Raw genomic sequence first — 16,779 nt, 5'->3', positions numbered from 1 at the left:
GATCCAGACTATTGATGGAGCATCGGAATAGTCCGAAATCCGGGTTCCACTTTTCGGTCCGATGCTCTAGCGCGTTGCGATGGCCGCCGCAGCACCGGCCATCATCGAGGCGCTGGTGCGGTTCGCAATCCGCATGGCGCGCGGGCTTTTGAGCAGCCTGCGCGCCTGCGTGGCGGCAAGCACCCACACGGCATCCACCGCCACCAGAACAACCACCATGGTGAGCGTCAACTCCGCCCAGCCGACAAGCGTTACCGAGGCGACGTCGATGATGGTGGGCAGCAGCGCCAGATAGAACATCATGATTTTCGGATTGCCGAGGGTGACCGCCATGCCGGTGAAGAAGAGACGCAGGCGCGAGCCGGCATTGGGCAGGGCTTCGCCACCCGTTTCCACGGGCGCAGTCCACATCTTCCATGCGAGATAGAGCAGATAGGCCACGCCCGCATATTTGATCGCGACGAAAGCCATGTGGAAGGTTTCCGCCACGTAGGCCAAGCCTAAAATGGCGAAGGAGAGCCAGATCCCCTCGCCGATCCACATGGCGGCCAGGAACGGCAACACATCGCGCCAGCCGCGCGTGATGACGCGGGCAACCAGCGCCGCGATGCTGGGGCCGGGAGAGCCCGCCGCGACAAGCAGGGCACCGGCGAAGATGACGAGGGCGGAGATATCCATTGTTCTACCTTGCTGAGAGAGCCAGGCGCAGGCCGAGCGCGGCAAAGGCTGCCGCAAACGAGCGCCGCAGCCATTTCATGATGGTCGGGCTCGACAGGACCCGGCCGCGCACGAGCGAGGCCATCTGGCCATAGAGCACGAAGACGACGAAGGTCATCGCCATGAAGATGAAGCCCAGCCATGCCATATCGAGCGCGGGTAGCGCGCTTTCGGCGGGAATGAACTGGGGCAGGAAGGCGAGAAAGAAGATCGAGAGTTTTGGGTTCAGAATGTTGATCAGGAAGCCGCGGCGGATGATCGACCGATGCGGGATCGCGCTGCGGTCGGGTTCGGCATTCAGCATGCCGTTCTCCTTCAGCGCGCCCCATGCCATCCAGAGGAGATAGAGCACTCCGGCGAATTTCACGATCTGGAACAGCATCGCGCTGGCATGTAGCAGGGCGGCGATGCCGAGGATCGCGGCTGCGATATGGGGCAGAATGCCGAGCGTGCAGCCGAACGCGGCCGAAACGGATGCCAGCCCGCCGCGGCCAAGCGCGATGGCCAGTGTGTAGATCACACCAGTGCCGGGAATGAGCACGACGACAAGCGCCGTGAGCAGGAATGCGGGATCCATTGGGGGCTCCTCCACGAGAACGGGGGAGATTAGGGCGCTATGTATGGAAACTGTCAACCCGGATGGCGGGACGTGTTGACGGCTGAGCCTGGCACCCCCGCCCTTCGACAAGCTCAGGATGAGGGTTACTGAAGACGGCCAGTAAGCTCACCATTGAAATGTCGAGGTGACAGAGCGGTGGGCGGTTGATCCTCGCGGACGATAAACCTTTCGAGCCACTGCCACGTCCCAGTAACCCTCATCCTGAGCTTGTCGAAGGGCGAGGGTGCTGGGCGCGAGATTGGTGTCCGCCTGATGCTACCGCGTGCTTCAACTGGCTATTGCGGCACTGCGCGCCCAAGCGGGATGATCTCCTTCGATGCCGGATCGAAGGTGCTTCCGGTCCAATCCCCAAACCATCGTTCGACCTGAAGCCCGCTTTCCTGCAACAGCTCTGCGATGATATTCTTCGGCGTATAGCGGATGCGTGCCGTGGCCGTATGCAACTCACCGCTTTTCAGCACGCGATAGCTGTTTCTGTAGCTGAGTATCTGCGTCGCGTCGTCAAAGGTGGACTCATTCCACGCTTCGACCTCACCATGCACTGGGTGTGTGAAGCGGCGCAATGTCGATTCCATTGTGCGGGTCTTCCCGCCGGGAAAATCCGGATTGCGACTGTCGAAGATGAACTGGCCACCCGGTTTCAGATGTGCGGCGATGGTTGCAATCACCGCGCGCTGATCCGCTTCGGTGAGAAAAACCTGAAACGTATGGCCCGTGAGAGCAATCAGATCGAAACGTTCATCAAGTCGGATCGTGCGTGCATCGCCTTCGATCCAGTCCACCGTCTTGCCATCTGGACGGGCGCGCGCGATGTCGAGCATAGCCGCTGCGGGATCGACCCCGACAACGTGTCGGCCTTCGTTCACAAGAGCGGCCAGTTCGCCGGTTCCGCAGCCGAGGTCGAGAACCGCGCGGGCGTTGCCAGCGAGTTTCCTGCAGAAAGCCAGATCAGGCCGTGCGGCACCGCGAAAGTCGTAGAATTGCGCGATGTCCGGTTCGGCATAGAGCGGTTCGGCCAGGTCATTCATGCGAACAAACTGGCCGGAAAACCGGTCAACCTCAAGCCGCGCCGGCGCGGCTTTTCTCGAAGCGTTTGCGCTCGTGCGGGTCGAGATAGAGTTTGCGCAGGCGGATCGACTTCGGCGTCACCTCCACCAGCTCGTCTTCCTGGATCCAGGAAAGCGCGCGCTCCAGCGTCATGCGGATCGGCGGGGTCAGTTTCACCGCCTCGTCCTTGCCGGCGGCGCGGATGTTGGTGAGCTTCTTGCCCTTCAGCACGTTCACTTCCAGATCGTTGTCACGGGAGTGAATGCCGATGATCATGCCGTGATAGACTTTCACGCCGGCGTCGATCACCATCGGGCCGCGATCTTCCAGGTTGAACAGGGCGTAGGCTGCCGCTTCGCCGTCGTCATTGGAGATCAGGACGCCGTTCACGCGGCCGCCGATCTCGCCCTTGTAGGGCTGATAATCGTGGAACAGCCGGTTCATGATGGCCGTGCCGCGCGTGTCGGTCAAAAGCTCCGACTGATAGCCGATCAGGCCGCGCGTGGGCGCGTGAAAGACGAGGCGCTGGCGGTCGCCGCCCGAGGGGCGCAGCTCGATCATCTCGGCCTTGCGTTCCGACATCTTCTGAACGACGACGCCGGAATGCTCCTCGTCCACATCGATAACCACTTCCTCGATGGGCTCGAGAAGCTGGCCGTTTTCGTCTTTCTGCATCACCACGCGCGGGCGCGAGACGGCGAGCTCGAAGCCCTCGCGGCGCATGGTTTCGATAAGAACGGCGAGCTGAAGTTCCCCACGGCCGGAGACGTAGAAGGAATCCTTGTCGTCGGCTTCCTCGATCTTCAGCGCCACATTGCCCTCGGCTTCCTTCAGAAGCCGGTCACGGATCACGCGGCTCGTCACCTTGTCGCCCTCGGTGCCGGCGAGCGGCGAGTCGTTGACGATGAAGCTCATGGTCACGGTCGGCGGGTCGATCGGCTGGGCTTCCATCGGCTGGGTGACCGATGGATCGCAGAACGTGTCGGCGACGGTGCCCTTGGAGAGACCTGCAATGGCGACGATGTCGCCTGCATGGGCCTCCTCGATCGGCTGGCGCTCAAGGCCGCGGAAGGCGAGGATCTTGGAGATGCGGCCGTTTTCGAGAAGCGTGCCGTCGTGATGCAGCACCTTCACGGCCTGGTTCGGCTTGATGGATCCGGCGGCGATGCGGCCCGTGATGATGCGGCCGAGGAAGGGGTTGGCTTCCAGAATGGTGCCGATCATGCGGAAGGGGCCGGGCTCGGTGGTCGGCTCGGGCACATGCTTGAGCACCAGGTCGAACAGCGGGGCGAGACCCTGATCCTTGGGACCTTCGGGCTCGTAGTTCATCCAGCCGTCGCGGCCCGAGCCGTAGAGGATCGGGAAATCGAGCTGCTCGTCCGTAGCGTCGAGGGCGGCGAAGAGGTCGAACACCTCGTTGATCACCTCGTCGGCACGGGCGTCCGGGCGGTCGATCTTGTTGATGGCGACGATCGGTTTCAGGCCGACTTTAAGCGCCTTACCCACGACGAACTTGGTCTGCGGCATCGGGCCTTCGGCCGCGTCCACCAGAAGCACAGCGCCATCCACCATGGAGAGGATGCGCTCCACCTCGCCGCCGAAATCGGCGTGGCCGGGCGTGTCGACAATGTTGATGCGGGTGTCCTTCCATTCCACCGAGGTGGCCTTGGCAAGAATGGTGATGCCGCGTTCTTTTTCGAGGTCGTTGGAGTCCATGGCCCGCTCTGCGACACGCTGGTTGTCGCGGAAGGCGCCGGACTGCTTCATAAGCTCGTCGACGAGTGTCGTTTTCCCATGGTCAACGTGGGCGATGATCGCAATATTGCGCAGTTTCATGTGTGCTCTTTTGGGGTCGGTAGGCGCGCGAAAGGCATGGCGCGGCCAGTTGCGTTGCCGCGCTCATACAGGTTTTTTCGCAATTGCGAAAGTGTTCACTGCCCTTCCTGCCGCGGGCGGCCGCAAGATCAGCCCCAGCTTGCGCCCTCGAGCGCGTTGAGCGGAAACTTGAGATAGCGCTTGCCATTGGCCTCCGGCGCGGGGAGCTGCCCGGCGTTCATGTTCACCTGCAGTGCGTGCAGGATGAGCTTTGGCATTGGCAGGGTCCTGTCGCGCGCTTCACGGACGGCAACGAAATCGGCTTCCGTTTCGCATTTCGACATATGGCTGTTTGTCGCCTTCTGTTCGGCGACAGTGCTTTCAAAACGCGGCTCGCGCCCGCCCGGCTGATAATCGTGACCCACGAAGATGCGGGTCTCGTCCGGCAGGCTGAGAATGTCCTGGATGGACTTCCAGAGCCGTTTGGCGCTGCCGCCGGGAAAGTCGCAGCGTGCCGTGCCGGAATCGGGCATGAAGAGCGTGTCGTGAACGAAGGCGGCATCGCCGATCACATAGGTGATCGAGGCCAGGGTGTGACCGGGCGAGAACATGACCCTTGCCGGCAGCGAGCCGATGGTGAAGGTGTCGCCGTCGGCAAAAAGCCTGTCCCATTGCGAGCCGTCCGCCTTGAAATCAGGCCAGTTGTAGATTGTTTTCCAAAGCTTCTGGACTTCTACGACCTTTTCGCCGATGGCGATGGGCCTGCCGGTTTTCTCTTTCAGATAGCCTGCGGCGGAAAAGTGATCGGCATGGGGGTGCGTGTCGAGAATCCACTCCAGCTCCAGGCCCTTATCTGCAACGAAGGCAAGGAGCCTGTCGGCATTCTCCGTCGACGTGCTGCCCGATTTCTCATCGAAATCCAGCACTGGGTCGATGATGGCGCATTTTCCGGTTGCCGGGTCGGCAACGACATACTGCGCGGAGAAGGTGCGCTGGTCGAAGAAGACGGTCACATCCGGCCGTGCGGTGGTGGCCTTCGCCGCTGCATCGGCTTCGCGGGGCGTGTATGTTTGATCCATCGTGCTCTCCGTGAGTGCGTGCGATACAGATTAGTTAATGCTGGTGAGGGGAAGATGCAATTTCTCAAACTGCGACCAATTGGGCATGGCATTCCAATAAATTGGTAGTTTGAGCCAACTGTTGGCTTAATCTCTCGAAAGCGCGCAAAAAAACCGGGACCAGAGGCCCCGGTTTGCTGATCTGCGCGGTCCGTCAGGCAGAGCGCACGGGATCGAGCGTCACTTTGTAGAGTTCGCTGTCGTCGCGGTCCATGAGCCGCACGGTCATCTGTTCCGTGGTGGCGTCGATGTCGACAAGACCGAAGAACTGGAAGCCGGCCGAAGGCGGCAGGTTGGCGCCCTGTTCCTCGCTGGGGGCCTTCACATATTTGAGCTCAGGTCCGAACGTCCCGTCGAGCCTGTTAGGCCCGAACGTGCCGGCGTGAAGCGGGCCGGACACGAACTCCCAGAACGGTTTGAAGTCCTGAAAGGCAGCCTTGTCGGGATTGTAGTAATGGGCTGCCGTGTAGTGCACGTCGGCGGTGAACCAGACCGTGTTTTCGATGCCGGCATTCTTGATGTAGCGCAGGAGATCGGCGATCTCGAATTCACGGCCTTTCGGGCCTGCATTGTCGCCATTGGCGATCGCCTCGATCCTGTCGCCATCCGGCACCACCAGGCCGATCGGCATGTCGGCGGCGATCACCTTCCAGGTGGCGCGGGAGTTGGCAAGTTCGCGCTTCAGCCAGCGGATCTGCTCGTCGCCGAGGAAGCGGGTTTCCTCGCCGGCGGCTTCCTGCAGGCCTTCCGTATTGGCGGCGCGGTAGGAGCGCATGTCGAGGAAGAAGACGTCGAGCATCGGCCCGTAGGCGATCTTGCGGTAGACACGACCGGGTTCTGCCGGGGTGTAGCGGATCGGCGTCATTTCGTGGAAAGCGCGCGCCGCACGCGCCTGCAGCAGCGCCACCGACTTTTCGGTGTAGCGATCGTCTTCCGAAAGATCCTTGGAGGCCGACCAGTTGTTGACCACTTCATGGTCGTCCCACTGGAAGAATGTCGGGCAGACGGCGTTCAGTGCGCGCACGTGATCGTCCATCATGTTGTATTTCCACTGGCCGCGGAACTCATCCAGCGTTTCGGCAACCTTGCGCTTTTCGTCGATCAGGACGGTGTTTTTCCAGACGCTGCTGTCCTTGAGCGTAACCTCATCTTCCATCGGGCCATCGGCATAGATAGTATCGCCCGAGTGGAGGAAGAAATCCGGGCGATGCTTTGCCATGGTGGCATAGGTCTTCATGCCGGTCTCGTCGATGCCCCAGCCCTGACCGGCCGTATCGCCGGACCAGGCAAAGCGGATGTCACGGCGGGCAGACGGAGCCGTCCGGAACTGTCCGATAATGGGCTCGGAACCGGCCGAGACGTCGCTCAGATCAACGGCCCTCATGCGATAGAAAATGTCCTGGTCCGAGGCGAGGTTTTCGAGCAGCCGCTTGACGGTGAAATCGCTCTCCGGGAGTGCGTCCATGGTGGGTAGCCGCAAGGGGTTGGCGAAGCTCTCGGTGGTCGAGATCTCGAACTCGATCCGCGCCGGCCGGTCCGTGCGGGTCCAGATCATGCCGCTCGTCGTGTCGACATCGCCGGACTGGACGCCGTGTGTGAACACCGGGCGCGAAGAAGCCCGCGAGATGGCGGGCATGGCAAGCCCGCCCACGGCGGTGGCGAGTGCGGTTGCGCCGGTTCCTAGCAGGAATTTGCGGCGGGTACTCACTGCGAAGGACTTCATGACAGTCTCCCTCAATCTGGTTGATTCTCGGGAGGCAATCTGGTGCTTCAATGTTGCAGTGAGTTATCGCTCACATGACACATCCGTGACTGTCAAAAGCCCTTTCAGGCGAGCCCCTTTTTCTCCATCATGGCTTCCGGGGTGGGCATGCGGCCGCGGAAGGCTTTGTAAAGCTCCTCGGGATCGGCGGAGCCGCCCGCAGAATAGATGTGCCGGCGCAACTTTTCCGCCGTTTCGGGATCGAAGGGATCGCCTTTCTCCTCGAAGGCACGGAACGCATCGGCATCTAGGACTTCCGACCACATGTATGAATAGTAGCCGGCTGAATACCCATCGCCGGCAAAGACATGCAGGAAGTGCGGCGTGCGGTGGCGCATGGCAATGGCCCTGGGCATTTCGAGGGTCTCCAGCGTTTCCGCTTCGAAGCGCAGTGGGTCGTCCGGCGCTTCCGCCTGGCTGTGAAAGGCCATGTCGACCAGTGCGGATGCAGTGAACTCCACTGTGGCGAAGCCGGCGTCGAACGTGCGGGCGGCGCGCATTTTCTCCACCAGTTCCTGGGGCATGGGTTCGCCGGTCTCGTGGTGCAGCGCAAACTTCTGCAGCACCTCAGGCACCGTGAACCAGTGCTCGAAGAGCTGCGAGGGCAGTTCCACGAAGTCGCGCGAGACCGAGGTGCCGGAGATGGATGGCCAGGTCACATCGCTCAGCAGGCCGTGCAGTGCGTGGCCGAATTCATGGAACAGCGTGCGCGCCTCGTCGATGGAGAGCAGGGCGGGGCGCCCTTTCGGCGGTTTGGCGAAGTTCATCACATTGTAGATGATGGGTGACTTGCCTTCCCCCAGACGATAGCCGGATTGAAGCGCGCTCATCCACGCGCCGGAGCGCTTGGACGGGCGATTGAAATAATCGGCCATGAAAAGACCCCGCGTGGAGCCATCGGCGTTGCGGACGATGAATGTGCGCACGTCCTCATGCCATGCAGGCACCGCTTTCAGTTCCTCGAAGGTGAGTCCGAAAAGCCGATGCGCCACATCGAACGAAGCAGCGATGACATTCTCCAGAGCAAGATAGGGTTTGAGAGCGCTCTCATCGAAAGCAAAGCGCTCGGCGCGCCGCTTTTCGGCATAGTAGCGCCAGTCCCAGGGGGCGATGGCGTGGTTCTGCCCTTCCCGCGCGGCGAGGCGAGCCAGTTCCTTCTCGTCCTCGGCGGCCTTCTCGCGCGCTTTCTGCCAGACCGGTTGCAACAGGTCCTGCACGGCTTCGGGCGTTTTGGCCATGGTGTCGTCGAGTTTGAGCGCGGCATAGGAGTCGTAGCCAAGCAGTTTCGCTTTTTCGGAGCGCAGCTTCAGTGTTCTGGCGATCACGTCGGAGTTGTCGGTCTTTCCGCCATTCTCGCCACGTTTCGTGAACGCGCTGAACACTTTTTCGCGCAGGTCGCGCCGTTCTGACGAGGCGAGGAATGGCTCGGCGATGGAGCGAGACAGCGTCGCCGCAAACCGCCCCTTCTCACCGCGCGTTTCGGCAGCTTCGGCCATGGCGCTCTTCAGGGCGTCGGAAAGCCCGGCCAGGTCGCTTTCTTCCAGAAACAGCGCCCAGCCGCTTTCGTCGGCAAGTACATTCTGGCCGAACTGCGCGCCAAGACCGGCCAGGTCCTCGTTGATCGCGGCAAGCCGCGCCTTGTCATCCTGATCGAGTTGCGCGCCGCCGCGCACGAAGCGCTTCCAGGTTTTTTCCAGAACGCGGCTTGCTTCCGCATCGAGACCCAGCGCCTCACGATCCTGGTAAAGCCGGTCAATGCGGGCGAAAAGCGCATCGTTCATGAAGATCGCGGAGACGTGGCGTGCCATACGCGGCGAGATCTCCCGCTCTAGCGTCTGGATCGTCTCATTGGTATGCGCGCCGGCCCGGCACCAGAAAACCGCAGAGACCTTCGACAGGGCGTCTCCGGCAAGCTCCAGTGCGGCCAGCGTGTTGCCGATGCCGGGTGCTTCGGCGTTGCCGGCAATCCTGGCGATCTCGGCTTCGTGCGCGCTCAAGGCAGCCTCGAACACAGGTGCGAATGCTGCGTCATCGAACGCGGAGAAATCCGGCAGGCCATGCGGGCCGGTCCAGTTCGTCAGCGGGTGCGTTGCGAGATCGATTGGGGCGGATTTCTGCATGAGGGTTCCAGAATGTTGGAAGGGTGGGCTCCCTGCGATGTAGGCGTTGGCTGCCAGACGCGCAATGGCTGGAGTTGACGGTGATCCATCATGACTGTATGTAATGCTTATATTAAGCTTACCTTATAATAAGGGGCAATTGTCGTGACGCACTCCGTCAATCCCGATTCCTTCGGTTTTCTGGTTGCCGACATCCATCGCCTGATCCGCGGTACGATGGATCGCGCGATCGCGGAGGCCGGTCTTGGTGTAACGCCCGGTGAGGCAAGAACCCTGGCGCATGCGGCGCGCGCTGGAGCCGTCCGGCAAAATGTCCTGGCCGAACGCATGGGCGTCGAGGCCATGACGCTCAGCGGTTATCTGGACCGGCTCGAAGCGCGGGCACTTATCCGCCGTGCAAACGATCCGAAGGACCGGCGCGCCAAGCTGGTCGAGCTCACCGATGCGGCTGACGACGTTCTCGTGGCCATAGGCCGGGTGGCTGCGGAGATGCGAAAGAAGGCTGCGGGCTCGCTCAGCCATGCAGAATGGGAAAGCCTGCTGGAGCAGCTCAAACTCGTCCGCGCCAATCTTGCCGGGATCTCGCAAAAGCCTGCCGATGCCCGTGCGGAGGCGCCCTTATGAACCTGCGTGCGGACACATCGGACGGTGTTGCCGCGCCGCCGCTCATGAGCGAGCGGCGTGTCAGCATCATCGGGGCAATGCTGGTGGCGCTCGGGCCAGTCTCGATGGCGCTCTTCACGCCGGCAATGCCGCAGATCGTGGAGGCGTTCGGCACGACGGAAGCGGCGGTCAAGATGACCATATCGCTTTATTTCGCCGGCTTTGCATTTGCCCAGCTATTCTGCGGTCCTCTGTCGGACGGGCTGGGGCGCAAGCCCGTCACCTTCGCGTTTATCGGCATCTATGTCGTGGCGAGCTTCATTGCGCTGATGTCGCCCAACATCGAGACATTGATCGCGGCGCGTTTCATGCAGGGCTTTGGGGCTGCGGTTGGCGTTGCGGTATCGCGCGCGGTTGTGCGCGACCTTTTCACCCAGGAAAGCTCCGCCCGCATCATGAACCTGATCGGCATCATCCTGGCGATCGGTCCCGCCTTCGCTCCCACTCTTGGCGGCTTCACAATGCAGCTCGCCGGCTGGCATGCAATCTTCGTTCTCATGCTTGGGGCGGGTGCCGTGATTGCGCTGGTCATACAATTCTGCATGCGCGAGACGGTTGTGCGCGACCTGTCACGCATCAGCCCGAGTGCGTTGATCCACTCCTATGGCCTTTTGCTCGGGAATGCCTATTTCATGCTTTCCAGCCTGGTTATCGCCGGTGCGGTGGGGGCGCTCTACACACAGGCGACAGTGCTGCCCTTCATTCTCATGAGCCGCGTCGGGTTGACGCCGGCCGAGTTCGGCATCGGCATGCTGGCGCAATCGGGCATGTATTTCGCAGGCGCGGTTGCGGCGCGTTTTCTGATGAAGTCGCTTGGAGCCTACAGGCTGGTGCCCATCGGCCTTGCCGCCATTGGCGCGGGCAGCCTGCTTCTGATTTTCTCACTGTCGCTGTTCGAGCCAAGTTTTATCGGAGTGATGGGTCCCGTGGGGGTTTACGCCTTCGGCATTGCCTTCGTGATGCCGGCCATGATGACAGCGGGCCTCGCGCCATTTCCACGCATCGCAGGTTCGGCGTCATCGCTCACTGGTTTTTTGCAGATGGGAACCGGGCTTGCCGGTGGCAGCATCGCGGCGCTGATCGGCGATCCGGTGCTGGCAATGGTGCTCATCATCCCGACGCTGGGGGCCATGGCGATCGTTTCATGGCTGATCTGGAACCGGCTGCCGGAACCGGCACTGGCGACGGCCCTGCGGCCAAGCCCTCCGGGTCCGGTTTAGCGGCTCCGTACGAACGCAGGGCCGTCAGGTGAGTTCTGGCCGTTCAAAATCGCCGGTCTGGGGATTCATCACCCATAGCTCGCCGCTCGAAATGTCAAACCATGCGCCGTGCAGGGAGAGCCTGCTCTTGTCCTCCAGTATCTTCACACAGGGGAAGCTGCGCAGGTTCTGCACCTGGTAGCGGATCGAAATACGCTCCAGCGCTGTTTGCCGCTCTGCCGGCGTCATCAGCTCGTTGCCGGACAGTGCTTCGGCTGCAGGCGCTACGAGGCCCATCCACTTGCCGATGAAGTCACCCGGCGAAAGGGGCTCTGCCGAGGGGTTGAGCGCCGCGCCAATGCCGCCGCAGCGTCCGTGCCCCATCACCACGATATGCTTCACCTTGAGGCTCTGCACCGCAAACTCAAGAGCGGCCGAGGTGCCGTGATGCTGGCCGTCCGGCGCATAGGGCGGCACGAGATTGGCCACATTGCGCACGACGAACAGTTCGCCCGGACCGCAATCGAAGATCGTTTCGGGCGCCGCCCGGGAATCGCAGCAGGCGATGACCATGGTCTGCGGTGACTGGCCATCCTTGGCCAGCTTGCGATAGCGGTCGCTCTCGGAGCTGTAACGGCCGGCCATGAAATTTCGGTAGCCGGCGATCAGGCGTTCTGGAAGATGGGTCATGAGCTTTCGAATAGCGGCAAAATGCGCGGCGGGCAATCCGGTTTAATGTCGAACCACGCACAGCGTCAATGCAATGGCTTTCATGCGCTGCTCTCAGATGCCCGGAGCTATTCTATCCGTTTAACATTCTCGCATTCATATGGATCTCGGATGTTTCCGCCTGCCCCTGGAAAGCTGGCGTATTCAGTGTGATGCGGAGACGGGCTCCGCGACGCGTTCGATATCGACCACCATCTGTGGACGTGTGAGAACCTGCCGGTCGGTTTCCAGCATGAGCTCGTCCGAACCCCGTTCCGTGGCCCTGTTGAGGATGGTCACCACGGATCCCGTTGTCTTCGCAAGCGCTTCTTCCCGCGCCTCGCCGGCAAGCAGGCGCGCGAGGTAGAGTGCTGCCGTCAGATCGCCGGTTCCATTCGGGGCTTTTGGAATGCTGTCGTGTGCCGCACGCAGGATTTCCGTCTCACTGACAAGCAGATTTGCCAGCCGGTCGGCGCTGCTTGCAGGGGCCGATGTCACCATCACATCGGCAGGGGGCGCCTTTCGCGCAGCGCGGATCGCCGTCTCCGTGCCGTCGATATCGATGCCTGTGAGCCAGGCCAGCTCATATCGGTTGGGAGTGGCGATGTCGGCCAGCGGCAATAGCCGGTCGCGGATGGCTGCTGCCGTTGCTTCCGGCACATAGAGCCCGCCCCGGTCGCCAAGCACCGGGTCGCAGACATAGCGTGCCGCTGGATTGCTGGCTTTCAGGGTTTCCACAAGGCCTGCGATCGCTTCTGCCTGTTCCGGGTTCCCCAGATAGCCGGTCAGAACGGCAGAGACCTCGCTTAGCCATGGCGCATTCTCCAGATCGTTCATAAACCGTGCGAACTGGTCGGGTTCCGGCACGATGCGCGTTGCGGGGCCGTGCCCTGGATGCCACGGCAGAATGACGGTCGGCACCGCCCAGACCGGAAAGCCAAGCGCTTCCAGCGTGAAAACGGCTGCGCGGTTTCCCACGCTGCCGCGCGCGACATGGCTTGAGATGACGATCACGGCGCGTGTTTCGCGCCGGTTTTCTTCTGTGGTCATGCTGCCTTTATCCGCCGATGATGCCGAAAACGTAGAGGAGGAGCCAGAGGATCAGCGCGGTCAGGGTCGTCACGGCGATGGCCCTGCCGATCCGTGTGCCCCAGAGTTCGATCGGATCGTTCTGCTCCGCATCTCTTGCCGCGATGTGATCGCGCGCGCGGGTCATCATGGAACTGCCTTCGCTTTCGCGGCTGACCCGGTCGAGGATGCGGCGCGACTCCGCTTCCGCCCGCTCATCCCGTTTCTGTGCTGACCCCATACGAAAACCCGCTGCAGTGAGTGAGGGTCGACCGTACAGCATGGACGCACTGATCGGAATTGGTTTCCTATCAGTGGACCATGTTCTAATGTCCGGAGAACCAATTTTCTGGAGGTGCTCCTTCATGTCGTTTGCCAAGTCGCTCGCCGCCGTTCCTGCACGCGGCCTTTTCCCCCTGCTTGCGCTCTGCCTGATGCTGCCGTTGCTGTCGGCCTGTGGTTTCAACACCATTCCGACCCGTGAGGAGCAGGCCAAGGCGGCATGGAGCGAGGTGCTGAACCAGTATCAGCGCCGTGCCGACCTGATCCCCAATCTGGTCGAGACGGTGAAGGGCTATGCCGCGCAGGAGCGCGAGGTGCTTGAAGGCGTTGTCGAGGCGCGCGCGAAAGCGACGCAGGTCCAGATCTCGCCGGACATGCTTACCGATCCTGAAGCCTTCAAGGCGTTTCAGGAAAGCCAGGCGGGTCTTTCCGGCGCGCTGTCGCGTCTTCTTGCGGTGGTTGAGAATTATCCGGATCTGAAATCCAGCCAGAATTTCCTGGCTCTGCAGGCGCAGCTTGAGGGCACGGAAAACCGCATTGCCGTTGCCCGTCGCGACTATATCGAGGCCGTGCGGCTCTACAACACCTCGCTGAAAACGCTGCCCTCCATGCTGTGGGCCATGTTCTGGTTCACCGGCAACGAGCCTTATGAGACCTTCACCATCCCGGAAGACAAGATGGATGTGCCGTCGGTCAATTTCGGGACCAGCAGCGGCGGCTGACGGAGACGGACCCATGGGGGAGGCTTTTCCGCGTGCGTCGACCGCGCATTGCCGGGGTGGGACCTGGATGGCGTTTGTCGCCGGGCTGATCGCGGTTTTCGCGGCATCGGCCCTTGCAGCTGCGGAATTGCCGCCGCTCACCGGTCGGGTGGTCGACAATGCCGGTATCATAGACGCAGCGACCGAAGGCTCGCTTACCGAGCGGCTGGAGGCTTTCGAACGGAAGTCCTCCGACCAGATCGTCGTCGCTACGATCCGCAGCCTTGAAGGCGAGGCGCTGGAGCCGTTTGCCAACCGCCTGTTTCGCGCATGGGGGCTGGGGCAGGCGGGCGAGGACAATGGTGTCCTGCTCCTCGTCGCGCTCGATGACCGCAAGATGCGCATCGAGGTGGGGTACGGTCTTGAGGGAACGCTGACGGACCTGCACTCAAAGCTCATCATCGAAAACACGATGGTGCCGGCCTTTCGCGCGGGCGATTTTTCCGCCGGCATCAGCGATGCGGTCGATGACATCGTCATGGTTCTGGAAGGCAATGCAGCCGAGCTTGAAGCGCGCGCCAGGCGCAGCCAGCAGGATGACGACGGTCTCCCCTGGCCGGTCATTCTCTTCTTCATCGTCTGGGGCACGTTCTTCTTCGGTGGGTTTGCCATGGCGTTCCTGCCACCCATCTTCGGTCGCAAGATCGGTCCGAAGCGCTACAAATGGCTCGGCATGACGGTGGATTACAACAAGTCGGGCAGCGGCTCTTCCGGCGGGCGCTCATCGGGCGGCTGGTCGACCGGTGGTGGCGGCGGTGGCGGCTTTTCCGGCGGCGGCGGTTCGTCGGGCGGCGGCGGTGCTTCGGGGAGCTGGTAGAATGACGCGACGCATCAGAAGAAGGCTTTCAGGCGCGGAGCACGCGCGCATCGCCCGGGCAATCAGTGACGCCGAGGAAAAGACATCGGGCGAGATCTACTGTGTGCTCGCGCGGACGAGCGACCCCTATCTCTACCCGGCCTGCCTGATCGTCGCTCTTGCGATTCTCATTCTGGGGCCGTTCCTGGCCCTTGCGCTCAGACACTGGTGGATTTCGATCGATCCGGTGGTTTTCGCTGCGGCCCAGCTTGCCGCCTTCGCTGCCGCAGCCGCTCTGGTTGTTGCCTTTGAGGGGCTGCGTGTGGCTCTGGTTCCCAAAGCGCTGAGATACCGGCGGGCGCACGACAATGCGCAGAACCAGTTCTTCGCGCACAACATCCATGTGACGGAAGGCCGGACGGGCGTTCTGATCTTCGTTTCGTTGGCGGAACGATATGTGGAAATCGTGGCCGATCACGAGATCGACGCCTGTGTCGAACAGAGTGTCTGGAACGAAGGTGTTGCGCTGATGCTGAACCATGCGCGGCGTGGCACGCTGGCCGACGGCTTCGTCGAAACAGTCACTTATGCGGGCGAGGTGCTTTCCAGGCATTTTCCTGCCGGACGGCGTAATTCCAATGAAATCGAAGACCGTTTGACGGAAATCTGAGCGCTTTTCGGCCATTTGTGCGTGACCGCAAAGATGAGCGCTCTAATGCTTGCGCATGTCGACCCGACGCAGCTATGGTTAAGAAACTATGAACACGCTGACGATCGACATCAGACGAGCAGAGCCGAACGACGCCGAGGCTGTCGCCGAGGTTCATGACAGTGCGTGGCGCAGCGCCTATACCGGCATCATCCCATATCAGGCGCTCGGACGCATGATCGGCCGGCGCGGTCCGCGCTGGTGGGCAAATGCGATTCGCCGGTCTGCCACTGTTCTCGTGATCGAGATCGGCGGCGAGATTGCCGGCTATGCAACACTTGGGCGGAATCGCGCCCGCGAACTCAGCCAGGAAGGCGAGATCTACGAGCTTTATCTGCGACCCGAATACCAGGGCATCGGTCTGGGCCGGCGTCTCTTCCAGGCGGCACGCGACATGCTGGAGGCTCATGGTCTGAAGGGACTGGTGGTCTGGGCGCTGGAAGACAACGAGACGGCTCTGGCGTTCTATTCGGGTGCAGGCGGGCGCGACATCGCCGAAGGCGTCGAGGTGTTCGAGCACCGGGCGCTGCGCAAGCTCGCCTTTGTCTGGGAATAGGACGTCTGAGATCCGATCTGGTACCCCGTTCCGCCCCATCTGTGCGTTGGCGCGCAGTGTCAAATTTTCGCACTGCACCATTCGCTGCATTGCCATGCGGCCTTTGACGCGATAAAGCGGCAGCCATCCATTTCCGGGCTGCTCCGTCCGGCTGACCGCATCGGTCGCCATGCCGGTCTCCGGCAGCCATAAACTGCCAGAACAAAGGTTGCTTTCCCCATGCGCATAGACGCCATCTCCACCGGTGACAATCCGCCGGAAGACGTGAACGTCATCATCGAAGTTCCGGTCGGCGGCCAGCCGATCAAGTACGAGATGGACAAGAACTCCGGGACGCTGGTCGTCGACCGGTTTCTCTACACGCCGATGACCTATCCGGGCAATTACGGCTTCGTGCCGCACACGCTTTCGGACGATGGCGATCCGATCGACGTTCTGGTCTGCAACACGCGCCAGCTCATTCCCGGCTGCGTCATCAATGTGCGTCCGATCGGCGTCCTCATCATGGAAGACAATTCCGGACAGGACGAGAAGATCATCGCCGTGCCTTCGCCGCACCTGACGCGCCGCTACGAGAATGTGAAGAACTACACGGACCTGCCGGAAATCACGCTTCAGCAGATCCAGCACTTCTTCGAGCATTACAAGGATCTGGAACCCGGCAAATGGGTCAAGATCGGCGACTGGATGGACGCCGCGGCCGCGCGCAAGCTGATCGTTGAAGCGGTCGAGCGGGCCAAGACCAGCAAATAAAGGACGGGGCGGCGCCAGGATCGCCGTGCGTCCCATCCGGACGCGCAAAGGACGATCTAAATTATTGACGGAGCATCGGAACAATC

The 16,779-nt window shown here is 61.7% G+C and carries 17 protein-coding genes; 7 read left to right on the top strand and 10 right to left on the bottom strand.

Annotation, left to right across the window (positions count from 1 at the left end):
• Window positions 1–66 precede the first annotated feature (66 nt).
• The 7 genes from KUG85_RS13710 to KUG85_RS13680 form a co-directional block, all read right to left on the bottom strand.
• Window positions 67–678, bottom strand: a complete 612-nt coding sequence (locus KUG85_RS13710; RefSeq protein ID WP_223005597.1) for a LysE family translocator — start codon at window positions 676–678, stop codon at window positions 67–69.
• A 4-nt stretch (window positions 679–682) separates the two neighbouring features.
• Entirely contained in the window at window positions 683–1,294 is a 612-nt protein-coding gene (locus KUG85_RS13705) for a LysE family translocator (protein WP_223005596.1), read from the bottom strand.
• 317 nt (window positions 1,295–1,611) lie between these two features.
• Window positions 1,612–2,364, bottom strand: coding sequence for a class I SAM-dependent methyltransferase (locus KUG85_RS13700; protein WP_223005595.1), 753 nt, complete (start codon window positions 2,362–2,364; stop codon window positions 1,612–1,614).
• Window positions 2,365–2,395: 31 nt separating this feature from the next.
• A complete protein-coding gene (typA, locus tag KUG85_RS13695; protein WP_223005594.1) occupies window positions 2,396–4,219 on the bottom strand; it encodes a translational GTPase TypA in 1,824 nt (607 codons plus the stop codon).
• 128 nt (window positions 4,220–4,347) lie between these two features.
• Window positions 4,348–5,277 (bottom strand): MBL fold metallo-hydrolase, encoded by a 930-nt coding sequence (locus KUG85_RS13690; RefSeq protein ID WP_223005593.1) that lies wholly within the window; start codon window positions 5,275–5,277, stop codon window positions 4,348–4,350.
• A 193-nt stretch (window positions 5,278–5,470) separates the two neighbouring features.
• Window positions 5,471–7,039, bottom strand: a complete 1,569-nt coding sequence (locus KUG85_RS13685) for an alkaline phosphatase D family protein (RefSeq protein ID WP_223005592.1) — start codon at window positions 7,037–7,039, stop codon at window positions 5,471–5,473.
• Window positions 7,040–7,143: 104 nt separating this feature from the next.
• Window positions 7,144–9,198, bottom strand: coding sequence for a M3 family metallopeptidase (locus KUG85_RS13680; protein ID WP_223005591.1), 2,055 nt, complete (start codon window positions 9,196–9,198; stop codon window positions 7,144–7,146).
• Between the two features lie 144 nt (window positions 9,199–9,342).
• On the opposite strand from KUG85_RS13680, the gene KUG85_RS13675 reads away from it, so the two are divergent.
• A complete protein-coding gene (locus KUG85_RS13675) occupies window positions 9,343–9,822 on the top strand; it encodes a MarR family winged helix-turn-helix transcriptional regulator (RefSeq protein ID WP_065816834.1) in 480 nt (159 codons plus the stop codon).
• Entirely contained in the window at window positions 9,819–11,081 is a 1,263-nt protein-coding gene (locus KUG85_RS13670) for a multidrug effflux MFS transporter (protein WP_223005590.1), read from the top strand. Before KUG85_RS13675 ends, KUG85_RS13670 begins: the two co-directional genes overlap by 4 nt.
• 24 nt (window positions 11,082–11,105) lie before the next feature.
• On the opposite strand, the gene KUG85_RS13665 is transcribed toward KUG85_RS13670, so the two are convergent.
• The 3 genes from KUG85_RS13665 to KUG85_RS13655 all read right to left on the bottom strand — a co-directional run bounded on the left by KUG85_RS13665 (window position 11,106) and on the right by KUG85_RS13655 (window position 13,077).
• Entirely contained in the window at window positions 11,106–11,750 is a 645-nt protein-coding gene (locus KUG85_RS13665; protein WP_223005589.1) for a carbonic anhydrase, read from the bottom strand.
• 183 nt (window positions 11,751–11,933) lie between these two features.
• On the bottom strand, window positions 11,934–12,818 hold the full coding sequence (gene pdxY / locus KUG85_RS13660; RefSeq protein ID WP_223005588.1) for a pyridoxal kinase PdxY: 885 nt from the start codon (window positions 12,816–12,818) through the stop codon (window positions 11,934–11,936).
• 7 nt (window positions 12,819–12,825) lie between these two features.
• Window positions 12,826–13,077: a hypothetical protein gene (locus KUG85_RS13655; RefSeq protein WP_065816838.1), complete on the bottom strand. Its 252-nt coding sequence runs from the start codon at window positions 13,075–13,077 to the stop codon at window positions 12,826–12,828.
• A gap of 124 nt (window positions 13,078–13,201) precedes the next feature.
• Between KUG85_RS13655 and KUG85_RS13650 the strand changes: the two genes are divergently transcribed.
• From KUG85_RS13650 to ppa, 5 genes are all read left to right on the top strand, one after another.
• Window positions 13,202–13,840, top strand: a complete 639-nt coding sequence (locus tag KUG85_RS13650; RefSeq protein WP_223005587.1) for a LemA family protein — start codon at window positions 13,202–13,204, stop codon at window positions 13,838–13,840.
• 13 nt (window positions 13,841–13,853) lie between these two features.
• The gene (locus tag KUG85_RS13645; RefSeq protein ID WP_223005586.1) at window positions 13,854–14,696 is read left to right on the top strand and encodes a TPM domain-containing protein; all 843 of its coding nucleotides are present in this window, start codon (window positions 13,854–13,856) and stop codon (window positions 14,694–14,696) included.
• A gap of 1 nt (window position 14,697) precedes the next feature.
• Window positions 14,698–15,345 carry a TPM domain-containing protein gene (locus tag KUG85_RS13640; protein WP_223005585.1) on the top strand — a complete coding sequence of 216 codons (648 nt, stop codon included), beginning with the start codon at window positions 14,698–14,700 and terminating at the stop codon, window positions 15,343–15,345.
• Window positions 15,346–15,433: 88 nt separating this feature from the next.
• The gene (locus tag KUG85_RS13635; RefSeq protein WP_223005584.1) at window positions 15,434–15,940 is read left to right on the top strand and encodes a GNAT family N-acetyltransferase; all 507 of its coding nucleotides are present in this window, start codon (window positions 15,434–15,436) and stop codon (window positions 15,938–15,940) included.
• A 219-nt stretch (window positions 15,941–16,159) separates the two neighbouring features.
• A complete protein-coding gene (gene ppa, locus KUG85_RS13630) occupies window positions 16,160–16,693 on the top strand; it encodes an inorganic diphosphatase (protein ID WP_065816842.1) in 534 nt (177 codons plus the stop codon).
• The last annotated feature ends 86 nt before the right edge of the window (window positions 16,694–16,779 follow it).

Source organism: Nitratireductor rhodophyticola (assembly GCF_019891355.1).
Taxonomy (GTDB): Bacteria; Pseudomonadota; Alphaproteobacteria; order Rhizobiales; family Rhizobiaceae; genus Nitratireductor; species Nitratireductor rhodophyticola.
The sequence above is the reverse complement of the archived record's forward strand: the minus strand, read 5'-3'. Positions and strand labels throughout refer to the sequence as shown.